The sequence below is a fragment of the Vibrio sp. QJM3NY_26 genome (assembly GCF_057786005.1).
The window spans coordinates 1,205,606-1,219,730 of sequence record NZ_CM173515.1 but is presented as its reverse complement, the minus strand read 5'-3'; the positions used below and the strand labels follow the sequence as shown (position 1 = coordinate 1,219,730).

Below are 14,125 nucleotides of genomic sequence, written 5' to 3'. Positions count from 1 at the left end.
TCGTCTTCTAGGTTTGAATTCGGTCGCATATGATATTGAATAGTTTACAAATGACCAGTAAATTTTCCAATTCTCACGCAATTATTTCGCGACGAGAAATAACACTTTTATTTGTGTGGACAACCTTCTAGATGATCATTAACCATACCTGTCGCTTGCATAAACGCGTAACAGATTGTTTCACCTACAAACTTAAAGCCTCTCTTCTTCAAAAACTTACTCATCGCTTTAGATTGCTCGGCAGAAGCGGGAACTTGAGACATCTCAGTCCAGTTGTTCTCTATCACTTTGTTATCGACAAATTGCCATAAAGCATTTGATAAAGAGCCAAACTCTTTCTGGAGTTCAAGTGTTGCTCGAGCATTACCGTATACAGAGGCGATCTTGCCCTTATGCTTAACCACATCGAAGTTTTCAATGATGTGCGGCACGTTGTCTTCATTCAACTCAGCTAGCTTGTTTAGATCGTAATTATCGAACGCGGCACGATACCCTTCACGCTTTTTGAGGATCGTAATCCAACTTAGGCCCGCCTGAGCGCCTTCTAAAGTAATGAACTCAAACAGAACTTGGTCATCATAAACAGGCACGCCCCACTCTGCATCGTGATATTCCCTTTCTAGTTCGTGCTTAAGTGCCCATGCACACGTTCTATCAACTGTATTCGCTTCCATTTCGATAGTCTCTTTTAGTAATCGTACAGAAAAATAATGCCCCAAATAGGGGCATTATTTCAAAGGTTAGTTGACGTTAAGCCACTTCAATTTTATGGAATAAACGATACAGCACAGGTACTACGATTAGCGTGAGTACAGTCGCAAAGCCTAAACCAAACATAATGGTTACTGCCATTGGCTTGAAGAAGATGTCAGGCAGTAACGGAATCATGCCTAGAATCGTTGTAATCGCTGCCATACATACTGGGCGAACACGACTCAATGCTGCATCAACTACCGCAACATAAGGGTCTTTACCTGATTTCATTTCAATCTCAATTTGATCAAGTAATACGATACCGTTCTTAAGTAGCATCCCGGATAAACTCAAGAAGCCTAGCAATGCCATAAAGCCAAATGGTGTATTCAAGGCTAACAAGCCTGTCGTTACTCCGATTAGCGCTAATGGAACCGTTAGCCAAACAATCAACGGCTCTTTGACCGAGTTGAACAAGAACACGGTAATCAAGAACATGAACAGGTAACCCATTGGCATAGTGGTAAACAGTGACGCTTGTGCATCAGCAGATGACTCATATTCACCACCCCACTCCAACGAATAACCCGGTGGCATCTCAATCGCTTCAATTTGTGGCTGTAAGCGTTTCTGTAACGTCGAAGCCGTTTCTTCACCCAATAGGTCGTTGTCGGCCATTACCGTCAGCATACGCTTACGGTTCTTACGGATGATAAGTGGATCTTCCCATTCCAATTCGTAGCCAAGCGTCACTTGTTGCAACGGAATGTATTCGCTTAATGCCGGGCTCCAAATCTTCATACCTTCGATGTTGCGAATATCAATTCGCTCATCTTCAGGTAAACGAGCCACAATAGGCATCAGCGTAGTACCATCACGATACACACCAATCGACTTACCAGAGAAAGACATCGCTAGGAAATCATCAACGTCAGACTTGGTAATACCATAACGACGCGCTTGGCTTTCATTGAACTGAGGCTCTAAGACCTTAGTTCTTTCACGCCAATCATGACGAACGTTAAACGCTCCGTCATCGGCACGCATGATGTCCATAACTTGAGCTGCGATTGAACGTAGCACGGTTGGATCTGAACCGACGATTCGAGCCTCAATTTTCGCACCGCCACCAGGACCTAATTCAATTTGCTTAAGTTTGTAATCAATTTCTGGGAACTGACTGTCAACGTGTTCACGGAAGCGACGCATCAGCCCCTCAAGTACCTGATAATCTTTCACACGAACCGTGATTTCGCCATACGCGCTATAACTCTTCTCGGGTGAGTAGGTCAACATGAAACGCTGCAGACCTTTACCGGCTGTGGTCGTGATATGTTCAACTTCACTTTGTTCCGACAACCAACTCTCAAGCACTCTCAACTTGGTATTAGTAGCTCGAATATCAGTACCTTCTGGCATCCAAACATCCACTTGGAACATCGGAGTAGTTGAAGATGGGAAGAATGCTTGTTTCACAAAGCCAAAACCGTACACACTCGCACCTAAACCAATCACCAGAACGATCATGGTTAGCCACGCGCGTTTCATACAGAACTCAAGGAAGTTTTTATAGATAACAAAAACCATCCCGTTGTATGGGTCTTTGCCTTCGTTATCGGGATCAACCTTCTGTCCTCTGAAGAAGATATCGGCAAAAAACGGCGTGATCGAGATGGCGGTAAACCAACTCAGCATCAATGAAATCAATAGCACCGTGAACAAGGTGCCACAGTATTCGCCCGTTGAATCTTCAGACAAACCTATTGGAGCAAACGCGGTGACCGCAATCACCGTTGCGCCAAGCAGTGGCCATTTGGTTTGGGTCACGATATCAGTGGCGGCCTGCATCCGGGTCCTCCCCTTCTGCGTGCCGATCAATATCCCTTCCACCACCACAATGGCATTATCCACCAGCATCCCCAAGGCAATAACCAACGCGCCCAGTGAAATACGTTGAAGATCGATTTTGAAGTACTGCATGAAAATAAAGGTGCCGAATACGGTCAATAGCAGTATTAAGCCAATCAACAGGCCCGATCGTACTCCCATGAAGAACAGTAACACCACGATTACGATCGCAACCGCCTGCCCTAAACTCACCACAAATCCGCTTACCGACTTGTTCACCTCTTTAGGTTGGTTATAAACCTCGGAGATGTCGATACCGACGGGTTGTTGATATTTAAGCTCGGCGAGTCTTCGATCAAAGTCTTCACCCACTGCGACCACGTTCACGCCTTGCGCAAAAGAGACACCCAGGTTAAGCGCGAGTTCGCCGTTATAACCAATGATGTTACTCGGTACCTCAACGTAACCACGAGTTACATTCGCCACATCTTTTAGATAGATAAGCCCTTGAGCGCCACCTTCCGTAAGAATCAAATCTCCAAGCTGTTCAACGTTTTGGAACTCACCGGTTGGATGGATTCGAATATATTCATCACCAATCCTTACCGCTCCTGCACTTGATACAATATTTTGAGTCGATAAAAGGTTAAATACCGTGCTTGGAGACAGACCCAGAGAGCTTATCCGTTTCATCGATATCTCAATGAACACTTGCTCTTGTTGTTGGCCAGAAACGGAGACTTTACTGACCCCATCAACCAACTCTAGCTCTCGCCTTAGGTAATCAATGTAATCCAGCAACTCTTTGTAGCTATAGCCATCTCCCGTCACCGCCAGCAAAATACCGTAAACGTCACCGAAGTCATCGATGACTTGAGGATCATTGACGCCGGGTGGCAGTTCAACCTTGAGATCATTCACTTTTCGGCGAAGTTCATCCCATATTTGCGGAAGATCATCTGGGCCGTAGTTGTTCTTCATCGTCACCGTTACCTGTGATAGGCCGCGGCTAGAGATAGAGTTCACTTCGTCCACATAGGTAAGTTGCTGAATCGCTTTTTCTAGTGGGTAAGTAACTTCTTCTTCGACTTGTTGAGGTGTGGCCCCTGGGTAAGAGGTCACAACCATCGCATCTTTGATGGTAAAGGCAGGATCTTCTAAACGACCCAAGCCGAAAAAGGCAGAGACACCACCAATAAGAAAGATCAGAGATAGCATCCAGCTAATGACTTTGTTACGTATAAAGTAAGAAGCAACACCTGTGATCTGATCATCACCTTGTTGATCGTCATTTTGGGGCTTGTTATTTACTTCACTCATTGTTCGTCTCCTGAGACAATACTTCCACTGTCATCCCATCTCGCAATCGCGATATGCCTGCAACAACGACATGCTGCCCCATTTCCAATCCTTTCATGACCTGCAATGTTTTCTGATTTGCTTTTCCTAATACGACTTGCTGTTTCGAGACGGTACTGTCGTCATTAAGCACCCATACATAAGAGTTCTGACGCGTTAAATCATCGCCATCCGCATTAAACACAGCTTCGATTGGGATAAGTACCCCAGCTTTTAACTCCAAGCCGATATCTCGCCCATTTGATGTCACCTCAACGGCCATACCGTCCAGAATCAAATCATCTTCGGGCATTGGCAAAGCAAGCGTCACCGTAAACGTGCCCGTGCTTGGGTCAGGTTCAGTGGTGAACTCCTTAATACCTGCAGAGTATTCATTACCACTTGGCACTCTAACCACAGCCTCAACGTTCGATAACAGTTGTTCACTCGGTTGGTTGACGTAGATTTGGTCAGGCAGCTGAATAACAACCTCAACATCTTCGACACTGTGGATATTTACCACTTGTTGGCCTACCTGAATATTTTCATATTGGTCGACACTGACACGAGAAATGATCCCATCAACAGGGGCACGAAGCTTAGTGAACGACAAACGCAGTTTTGCGAGTTCAAGCTCGGCATAAGCGATCTGGCGCTGAGCAGCAATTTCATCAAACTGTGACTTCGCCAATAAACCTTTCTTCACTAGCGGACTTGAACGTCTGTATTGACTGTTAATTACCGTGTAACGCGCCTGAGCATTGTCGACATCCAGTTGATAATCGGTCGGGTCAAGCTCTGCAATGATGTCTCCTTGTGAAACACGCTCACCTTCTTTCACATCAAGCTTATTGATTTCACCAGCGACTCGAAAGCTGAGGTGAGCCTTCTCGGCAGCGTTTGCAACCGCAGGGAAATAGAGTTTGTCGCTAAAATCGATGACTGAAATCTCGATAGCTTTAACCAAGGGTGTGTTATTCACTTCTACAACTTGTTTATCTTCACAAGCCGTAAGTAAAGCCAAACACGACAGTCCAGCGGCCACTTTAAGTGTTTTCATGTTATAGCCCCCTTTCCTTGATCCACTCTCGAACTTTAACGCCCGGTTCAAGACCATTAACACCAGAAGTTACGATGCGATCACCATCGTTCAACCCTGAAACAATATGGCGTTTTTCATCGATGATGATTGCGACATTTTCAACAATACCGTCGCTATTCACGCGCCACACAGAGACATCATCCCCATCAGTCATCATTGCTGATGTGGGAATTTTTGTGGCGGCCGCTAACGCTGAAACTAAATGAACCGTGCCTGACATACCCGGCAAAATACCAACATCGGTTGGTCTCTCCATTACCATGGTGACTTTGTACGACCCGGTTTTGGGATCCGCTTCGGTATCCACTTCTTGGAATGCTAAAGCGTAGGAGCTACCCGGAAAAGCATCAAAAACCATGGTTGCATCCGTCTCAAACCCTGAAGAAAAGCGCGTGATAAGTTGGTCGGGTAATAAGAATACGACTTTGAGGATTTGATTCGTTTGAATATTCATCACGCCTTGTTTGGCAGCGATATATTCATGGTTTTCAGCAGGAATGATGGAGATAGTACCATCGTAAGGCGCTACCAAAGTGGTATAACGTAGGTTGGCTTTTGCTTGGTTAAGCACCGCTTTAGCAGAATTATGATTAGCTTTCGCTTGGTCGAAGTCTTGCTCAGATACGACGCGATCTTTGCGCAACTTAATTGAACGTTGGTATTGAACATCGGCAAGCTTAAAGTTGGCTCTCGCTTGCTTCTCTAACAACTGATATTCGTCAGGATTAAGCGTTGCAAGCCCATCACCTTTGGTAACCTGTTGACCGGATGTGACATCGATAGTCTGAAGTAGCCCTGGAACACGAAATGCCAGTACTGCTTTGTCACCTGCTTCTGTAGTGGCAGGAAAGCTACGTTCAAAGGCATTACTACCGACGGAGACAGTGAAGAGTTTGGCGGGTCTAGAATCAGGTTCAGGTACGGGAGGAAGCTCCTTACCACACCCAGACAACCCAGCTAGGGCTGTCAATAGGACAACGGAGGCTCTATACATTAGTGATCATCCATAACTATAAATATTTTTATAACATAGATTAATCACATGTAACTTACCAGCTATCGTAAGATTTATTGAGACAAAATTATTAAAAAAAATAACGGCTTGGAATAAATTTTCCTAAACCGTTATCTAATGTTTTTCAGATTTACCACTACATGTTCTTAAATGCGCGATCGACTTTGAAAGTATCCGAAGTCACATAAGCTTCCATATTGCGGACACTGGTCTCTAATTTCTGGAAATCACCCTCTAAAGTGCCCAATAACGACTCTGCGGTTTGCCCTTTTTCCCAAGGTTTTTGCTTCAGCGTGTGCTCTTGTTTGGCTTTCATCTGATCGACATACTGAGGTGGTTGTTTTTCAAGCATAAATGTCAAAGCTAAATACGCTAATAACACCAAAAAGCTACCACCAAGCAGTGCCGCCGAGATAACCAAGATGCGAACCAACCACACTTCCAAGCCAAAATAGTTCGCTAACCCTGCACACACGCCAGACAGCTTACCGTTAATAGGGTCGCGATACAGTTCTCTACTCATAGTTTCGTCTCCAGTTAGGTGACTCCGCATCCAGTATTTTCTCTAGCGTTTTCACTCGACCTTGCATCGATTCAGCTTGAGCAGAAAGCTTGTGCAAACGCTGAAGATCCGTTTCTGAAAGACCATTGCTAGATTTCTTCTTGCTGCGGTAATGTAAGAACAACCATAGCGGTGCCACGAAGATTAAAAAGACAATCAGTGGGCCTGCAATTAGAAATGTTGACATAGACAACTCCTAAATTATTTATCGCGGTTTTCAACTTGTTGCTTCAGTTTCGCCAGCTCTTTTTCAATTTCATCTTGAGCTTGTAACTCTGCAAACTCTTGGTCTAAAGATTTTGCGTTACCTGTTTTCGCGTAAACGTCCGCTTCGGCTTCTAATTCATCCACTTTACGCGAGAATTGTTCAAACTTCGCCATTGCTTCGTTGGTTTTGCTTGAATGCAGATGTTTTTGAACATCACGACGATTGCTCGCAGCATTATTACGAATCATCAATGCTTGCTGCTTTGCGCGAGTTTCTACGATTTTGGTTTCGAGCTTACCAATCTCACTGGTCAGCTTTTCGATGGTTTCGTGAACCAAGGTTTGCTCTGTGTGAAGGCTTCTGATGATATCTTCAAGTTTTTGCTTTTCGATTAGCGCCGCTCTAGCTAAGTCTTCACGTTGTTTAGTCAGTGCTAGTGTCGCTTTGTTTTGCCAATCTAGAATCTGAGTTTCGATAGCTTCAACTTTACGTGCTAACTCTTTTTTATCTGCGATAGCTTTAGCGGAGTTAGTGCGAACCTCAACCAGCGTATCTTCCATTTCTTGGATAATCAGGCGAATCATCTTTTCAGGATCTTCAGCCTTGTCTAAAAGTGCACTGATGTTCGAATTTACAATGTCTGCAAAGCGAGAAAAAATACCCATGAGGAACTCCTTAATTACAATGATGGCAAATGTGCTTTAAAGCGTTATTCGATTTCTCAATCCACTTGCTCAAAAATTTACGTTTGTTGTTAAACCTACCATAAGTAATCCAAGTAGCGTGCCAACTTTTAAGCCATTTATTATCAGATACTTACAATAAAATGGTGATTAACCCGAACCATGCTATGATGAATTTAGCCAAGTATTGGTATTTTTCACCACTACGACTCTTATACTTAAGCTATTTACATGACGTGACTTAAATAAAGCTCTCTAAATCACATCCATCGGCGCTCAAATCGCACAAGGACCCGCTATGCAGCAGAACCTCATTGGTGAATCACCCAGTTTTCTCTCCGTTTTAGATAAAGTATCTCAACTCGCACCAATCGAAAGACCGATCCTGATCATTGGAGAGCGTGGTACGGGTAAAGAGCTCATAGCTCAAAGGCTGCATTACCTTTCAAGGCGATGGGATCAGCCGTTGATCTCACTTAATTGCTCAACGCTCAGTGAAGGTTTGATTGATTCTGAGTTGTTTGGTCATGAGTCTGGTTCCTTTACTGGTTCAAAAGGTCGTCATCAGGGTCGATTTGAAAGAGCGGAAGGTGGAACACTGTTTCTTGATGAGCTCGCAACCACGCCCCTAGCCGTTCAAGAGAAGCTATTGCGCGTTATTGAATACGGGCAGTATGAACGTGTCGGCGGACAAAAAGCTTTAAGTGCCAACGTAAGACTGGTTTGCGCCACCAACGCTGACTTGCCAGACATGGCATTAAGGGGCGAATTCAGAGCTGACTTATTGGACAGGCTAGCGTTTGACGTGATTACTATTCCCCCTCTTCGAGAGCGAAAAGAAGACATCACGCTGCTGGCGGAATACTACGCCATTAAGATGTGCCGTGAATTAGAATTGGAGTTGTTTGTTGGCTTTGCTCCGTCTGCCTTAGAGGCGCTGCTAGATTATTCATGGCCAGGGAATGTGCGAGAACTCAAGAACGTTATTGAGCGCGCAGTCTACCAGCACGGTAAAGACCCATATCCTATTGAATCTTTGGTGTTTAACCCATTCAAACCCGCATGGAAAATAGATCAAGATTCCACGCATGAAATTGGCAATGCGCCGTCCAACAGCCATACTTCATCAGAGAGCTCGTTTTCTTTGCCACTTGATTACAAAGCATGGCAAGAACAACAAGACATCAAGCTGCTCAATCAAGCCCTAAAGCAAAGCAAGTACAACCAGAAACAAGCAGCAGAATTACTTGGATTAACCTACAACCAATTACGTGGAATGGTGAGGAAGTACGCGATTGTCGGACAAGCTAACGATAAATAGCTGTCAGCACTTGATTATTATTTGGAGCCGAATAAATAAAATGTTAAATTGTCCGGATCTTGAGGCTCCTCTAACGCCTCGTTTCGAAAAGTATTTCTTTTTATGAAAGCACTAATAAGACTATCACTGAGCATCTGCACGCTGAGCTTTTTAGCTGGATGTGGTGAGAGTGTGAATCACGAGCAAATCCGTGAAAAAGGCTTCATTTATTGCGGCCAAGGTAATCCTAGTACTTTCAACCCACAACTGGTTGATAGTGGCATTACCTCAGAATCGCTGAGCCCTCAAATTTTCGATACACTGCTCACTCTTGATCCAATGACTTATCGACCAAAACAGAACTTGGCAACAAGCTGGTCTGTCGATGAATCGGGTACAGAGTACACTTTCAAACTGCGCCCTAATGTTGCGTTTCAAACCACAGACTGGTTTACCCCAACTCGCAGTATGAATGCACAAGATGTGGTCTTTAGTTTTGAGCGAATCATTGATAGCTCAAACCCATTTCATTATGTGGGCGGCGGCCTATACCCATGGTTTGCTGGTATCGACTTCCAAAACCTGATCGTCGATATCACTGCGGTTGATGACCTGACAGTGAAATTCCAATTAAGTCGCCCAGACAATTCATTCCTCAACAATATCGCCACCAGCTATGCGGTCATTCACTCTAAAGAATATGCCAATAAACTCATTGCTACGGATGAAAAGAATGAAATAGACTCCAAGCCCGTTGGCACAGGTCCTTTCTACTTGGATGAATATCAAATAAACGACCTAGTACGCTTGAAAAAGAACAAGCACTATTGGAAGGGTGACGTAGAAATGGACCAAGTTGTGTTTGATACTTCACAACGTGGGACAGGGACTCTTGCCAAGCTACTTCGTAGTGAGTGTGATGTATTGAACTCACCGATTTCTAGTCAGATTCCTATTATTCAAGCACATGAAGAGTTGAAGATTTCCGCCACGCCTGCGGTTAATGTCTCTTTCATCGCACTGAACACCGAGCACCCTGCACTGCGTGACTCACGAGTGCGCAAAGCGCTGAACTTAGCTATCAATCGTCAGAACATTCTTGATTCTGTGTACTACGGTACAGGTACAAAAGCCTACACCTTACTTCCCCCTACTTCTTGGGCTTATCAAAAAGACAGTGTTCAAGTTCGCTATGACCGCAACTACGCAGTTGCGCTTCTTAAAGAAGCCGGGGTAGAACCTGGGCTAGAGCTTTCAATGTGGGTGCCATTAGAGCCAAGAGCCTACAATCCGAGCCCAAGGAAAACGGCAGAATTAATCCAAGCAAATTTAGCTGATATTGGTATCGAACTTAAGCTCTATACCGACGACCGATTTGATCGTACGCAGCTGTCATCCATTTCCTCAACAGACTTGTTGCTCACAGGTTGGATCGGCAATACGGGCGACCCGGACAACTTCTTACGTCCGCTTCTTTCATGTAGCTCAGAACGAGCAGGATTAAACGTCTCTATGTGGTGTAATTCAGACTTTGATTTCCTTCTCGACTTAGCATTAGAGATCAATCAACAAAGGCACCGTGTGAACTTGTATCGACAAGCCCAAAACATTCTCAATGAAGAAGTTCCTGTGATTCCTCTCGCTCATGGCGTGCAATTCCGCGTGCACGATCGTTCGCTAAGTGGCTTTAAGCAGAGCCCGTTCAATGCTCAACCTTTTGATCAAGTCAGAAGAGAGGTGCAGTGATGTTTTGGTATACATTAAGACGTGTAAACTTATTCATTATTACACTGGGGATCCTGACGTTAGTGGGGTTCGCTCTGCTTCGACTAGACCAAACCTCACCTTGGGCGATTCAAGATTTTTGGCCCGGTTGGCTTAGCTACATCACAGAATTATCGACACTGAACTTTGGCTTGAGCAAACACGGAGCGCCTATCATCGATGAGCTTGTCGTGGTATTCCCTGCAACGTTAGAACTGTGTTTCTTTGCTTTTGTGCTTGCGTTGTTTATCGGCATCCCTTTCGGCACTATTGCTGGCATGAGACAGGGCAAGTTTGTCGATACCACCATATCGTTTACTTCAATGGCTGGTTACTCTGCACCTATATTTTGGGTCGCACTACTGATGATCATGGTGTTCTCTTTACACTTTGAAATGTTTCCAGTGGGCGGCAGATACGATCTACTTTACGAAATTGAACACGTCACTGGCTTTGCTATCATTGATGCCTTTTTTGCTGAAGGTCGTTATCGAGCACACGCACTGCAGAGTGTTATCGAACATATGGCGTTACCTTGTCTTGTATTGGCACTCGCCCCAACGACTCAGGTAATTCGACTGATGAGAGCGTCAGTGGCTGAAGTGATGACGCAAAACTACATCCGCGCCGCACGAATTAAAGGTCTTTCAACAAGAGAGATCGTTACGCAGCACGTGTTAAGAAATGCGATACCACCGATTATTCCTAAGGTCGGCGTTCAACTATCAAGTATGTTAACGCTCGCTATTATTACCGAGTCTATCTTTAACTGGCCGGGTATTGGCCGCTGGTTATTGGATGCTTTATCTAATCAAGATTACGTTTCAATTCAAGCTGGCGTAATCGTGGTAGCAACCTTGGTTTTGACCGCAAACATTCTGTCCGATCTATTGGGCGCGATGGTGAATCCACTGGTAAGGAAGGAATGGTATGCTAACAAATAACGTCTACCAAGAAGAGCAGATTCCAACCCAGTTCGAGCGTTTCTGGCGCAGCTTCCGTGGCAATAATCTCGCTATGTTTGGACTGTGGTGTTTGGCCTTAATCATTCTAATCACCGTCACTTCACCATGGCTAGCTCCGCATGATGCTCAAGAACAAACGGGACACCTGTTAACCCCACCCTCTTGGGATCCCTCAGGAACAGTTGAGTATTTCTTAGGTACCGATGACTTAGGCCGAGATATTCTTTCTCGTCTGATTATCGGCTCTCAGCTGACGTTTGGTGCCGCGGTTGTGATTACCTTTATCGCAGCAGTCATTGGTTGCCTGATTGGCGTACTTGCGGGGATGACTCGTGGATTACTATCAAGCACGCTAAACCACCTGCTTGATACCGTTATGTCGATTCCGTCTCTGTTACTGGCCATTATCTTCGTGGCGTTTCTTGGTTTTGGCGAGTTTAATATCTTGCTTGCCTTATGTTTAGCATTGATTCCACGCTTTATTCGTTCGGTATACATTGCCGTGCACGCTGAGGTAGAAAAAGACTATATTTTGGCCTCTCGCCTCGATGGTGCGAACGACTTCTACCTTTTATGGAATTCAATCCTTCCTAATATTCTTACCGTGGTGGCACTTGAAATTACGCTGGCATTGTCAGTCGCCATTCTTGATATCACGGCTTTGGGTTTCTTAGGGCTTGGCGCTCAAGCACCAAGTACCGAATGGGGCTCAATCTTGGGTGACTCTGTAGAGCTGATTTACCTCGCACCATGGACAGTAACCCTACCCGGTTTAGCCATTATGTTTACAGTGATCGTGATTAACCTCGTCGGTGAAGGTGTTCGCCAAGCGCTAAATGCAGGAATCGAATAATGCCTTTACTTGATATTCGACATCTAACCATCGAGATTGAGACCCCTCAAGGGATGGTTAAAGCCGTTGATAGAATGAGTCTTACCCTCAATGAAGGGGAAATTCGCGGCTTAGTAGGTGAATCAGGCTCAGGCAAGAGCTTGGTTGCAAAAGCGATCGTCGGAGTATGTAAAGAAAACTGGAAGGTTTCTGCAGACCGAATGCGCCTTGGCAATATCGACCTCCTGCAACTGACACCCAAAGAACGACGCCGAGTTATTGCTCGTGATATCGCGATGATCTTTCAAGAGCCATCCTCCTGTCTTGATCCATCTGAAAAAGTGGGCCATCAACTGATTGAAGCGATTCCTTCCTATTCGTTTGAAGGTCGGTGGTGGCAGAGATTCAAATGGCGTAAGAAACAGGCCATCGCTCTGCTGCACAAAGTCGGTATTAAAGATCACTCTCGTCTTATGGATAGTTACTCTTATGAGTTGACCGATGGTGAGTGTCAAAAAGTCATGATCGCCATGGCGATCGCAGCCAAACCAAAAGTCTTGATCGCTGATGAACCAACCAACGATCTAGATCCGATCACACAGTCTCAAATATTGCGTCTGTTGAGTCGTATGAATCAGATCAATAACACGACCATCGTGCTGATCGGCCATGACTTAACCACCATTACCCAATGGGCAACTCGCATTACCGTTATGTACTGTGGTCAGTCTGTGGAATCAGCGGATACGCAGAAGCTGTTAGATGCACCTAAACACCCATATACCGTCGCTCTACTGAAAGCGATGCCTGACTTTAACGACTGGATTCCTCATAAAGAGAAGCTACAGTCTTTGCCAGGTTCAATCCCTCCGTTGCAGCACCTTCCTATTGGTTGTCGACTAGGACCACGTTGCCCGTATGCGCAAAGGCAATGTGTTGAGATTCCTTATACCAAACGAATCAAAAACCATAAGTTCAATTGTCACTTCCCTCTTAATATGGAGAAGAAAAAGAAATCATGAGTGCATTATTAGAAGTCATTGATTTATCTAAAGACTTTACGACTCGCTCTGGTCTTTTCCGTAAAAAGATTCATCAGGCAGTGAAACCAGTCAGCTTTTCGCTTGAGGCGGGACAGACGATTGGTTTTATCGGTCAGAATGGTTCAGGAAAGTCGACATTAGCAAGAATGCTAGCGGGCATGGTAGAGCCAACTGCGGGCGAGATTCGTGTGAACGGTGAAAAGCTAGAGCACAAGGACTACTCGACTCGCTGTAAGCTGATTCGAATGATCTTCCAAGATCCGAACACCTCGCTTAACCCGCGCATTCAGATTGGTCGAATTCTTGAAGGTCCATTAAAGCGAAACACCAATATGCCACCAGAAGCCCGTATGCGTCGTGTGAAAGACACCCTATTACGTGTGGGTCTTCTACCGGAACATGCTTACTTCTACCCGCAGATGCTGGCTGCAGGTCAGAAACAAAGGGTTTGTTTGGCTCGTGCCTTGATTCTTCAGCCATCGATCATCGTTGCGGATGAGGCGTTGAATGGTTTAGACATGGCAATGCGCTCGCAAATCATCAACCTGTTCTTAGAGTTACAAGAAGAGATGGGCGTATCGTTCGTTTATGTATCTCAACACCTCGGTATTGTTAAGCACATTACAGACAAAATCATCGTCATGCACGAAGGTAATGTGGTTGAGAGTGGGGAAACGGATCAAGTGCTAACCAATCCAACTCACCAAATCACACAAAGATTAGTTGAGAGCCATTTCTCCAAAGCGCCGAACCACTAACCTCGAATCACGCT

At 45.0% G+C, this 14,125-nt stretch carries 13 protein-coding genes; 6 read left to right on the top strand and 7 right to left on the bottom strand.

Annotated elements, in window-relative coordinates; all coding sequences use genetic code 11:
- Window positions 1-107 precede the first annotated feature (107 nt).
- The 7 genes from AC3CH4_RS05495 to pspA form a co-directional block, all read right to left on the bottom strand.
- Window positions 108-674, bottom strand: a complete 567-nt coding sequence (locus tag AC3CH4_RS05495; protein WP_488543422.1) for a DNA-3-methyladenine glycosylase I — start codon at window positions 672-674, stop codon at window positions 108-110.
- Window positions 675-750: 76 nt separating this feature from the next.
- Window positions 751-3,861 (bottom strand): efflux RND transporter permease subunit, encoded by a 3,111-nt coding sequence (locus AC3CH4_RS05490; protein WP_017083278.1) that lies wholly within the window; start codon window positions 3,859-3,861, stop codon window positions 751-753.
- Window positions 3,854-4,939, bottom strand: coding sequence for an efflux RND transporter periplasmic adaptor subunit (locus AC3CH4_RS05485; RefSeq protein ID WP_065205529.1), 1,086 nt, complete (start codon window positions 4,937-4,939; stop codon window positions 3,854-3,856). The genes AC3CH4_RS05490 and AC3CH4_RS05485 overlap by 8 nt, the downstream gene beginning before the upstream one ends.
- Before the next feature lies 1 nt (window position 4,940).
- Window positions 4,941-5,975, bottom strand: a complete 1,035-nt coding sequence (locus AC3CH4_RS05480) for an efflux RND transporter periplasmic adaptor subunit (RefSeq protein WP_017086192.1) — start codon at window positions 5,973-5,975, stop codon at window positions 4,941-4,943.
- A 157-nt stretch (window positions 5,976-6,132) separates the two neighbouring features.
- Window positions 6,133-6,519 (bottom strand): envelope stress response membrane protein PspC, encoded by a 387-nt coding sequence (pspC, locus tag AC3CH4_RS05475; protein ID WP_029405178.1) that lies wholly within the window; start codon window positions 6,517-6,519, stop codon window positions 6,133-6,135.
- Window positions 6,512-6,745 (bottom strand): envelope stress response membrane protein PspB, encoded by a 234-nt coding sequence (pspB, locus tag AC3CH4_RS05470; protein WP_171307772.1) that lies wholly within the window; start codon window positions 6,743-6,745, stop codon window positions 6,512-6,514. Before pspB ends, pspC begins: the two co-directional genes overlap by 8 nt.
- Before the next feature lie 14 nt (window positions 6,746-6,759).
- Window positions 6,760-7,431 (bottom strand): phage shock protein PspA, encoded by a 672-nt coding sequence (pspA, locus tag AC3CH4_RS05465; RefSeq protein WP_488543421.1) that lies wholly within the window; start codon window positions 7,429-7,431, stop codon window positions 6,760-6,762.
- A gap of 316 nt (window positions 7,432-7,747) precedes the next feature.
- Between pspA and pspF the strand changes: the two genes are divergently transcribed.
- The 6 genes from pspF (at window position 7,748) to AC3CH4_RS05435 (ending at window position 14,111) form a co-directional block, all read left to right on the top strand.
- A complete protein-coding gene (gene pspF, locus AC3CH4_RS05460; protein ID WP_114633242.1) occupies window positions 7,748-8,770 on the top strand; it encodes a phage shock protein operon transcriptional activator in 1,023 nt (340 codons plus the stop codon).
- A gap of 102 nt (window positions 8,771-8,872) precedes the next feature.
- The gene (gene sapA, locus AC3CH4_RS05455; protein ID WP_061022627.1) at window positions 8,873-10,495 is read left to right on the top strand and encodes an ABC transporter substrate-binding protein SapA; all 1,623 of its coding nucleotides are present in this window, start codon (window positions 8,873-8,875) and stop codon (window positions 10,493-10,495) included.
- A complete protein-coding gene (locus AC3CH4_RS05450) occupies window positions 10,495-11,457 on the top strand; it encodes an ABC transporter permease (RefSeq protein ID WP_004734601.1) in 963 nt (320 codons plus the stop codon). Before sapA ends, AC3CH4_RS05450 begins: the two co-directional genes overlap by 1 nt.
- Window positions 11,444-12,331: a putrescine export ABC transporter permease SapC gene (gene sapC / locus AC3CH4_RS05445; protein ID WP_017078998.1), complete on the top strand. Its 888-nt coding sequence runs from the start codon at window positions 11,444-11,446 to the stop codon at window positions 12,329-12,331. The genes AC3CH4_RS05450 and sapC overlap by 14 nt, the downstream gene beginning before the upstream one ends.
- On the top strand, window positions 12,331-13,332 hold the full coding sequence (locus AC3CH4_RS05440) for a peptide ABC transporter ATP-binding protein (RefSeq protein WP_017078997.1): 1,002 nt from the start codon (window positions 12,331-12,333) through the stop codon (window positions 13,330-13,332). Before sapC ends, AC3CH4_RS05440 begins: the two co-directional genes overlap by 1 nt.
- Window positions 13,329-14,111: a peptide ABC transporter ATP-binding protein gene (locus AC3CH4_RS05435; protein ID WP_004734598.1), complete on the top strand. Its 783-nt coding sequence runs from the start codon at window positions 13,329-13,331 to the stop codon at window positions 14,109-14,111. The genes AC3CH4_RS05440 and AC3CH4_RS05435 overlap by 4 nt, the downstream gene beginning before the upstream one ends.
- The last annotated feature ends 14 nt before the right edge of the window (window positions 14,112-14,125 follow it).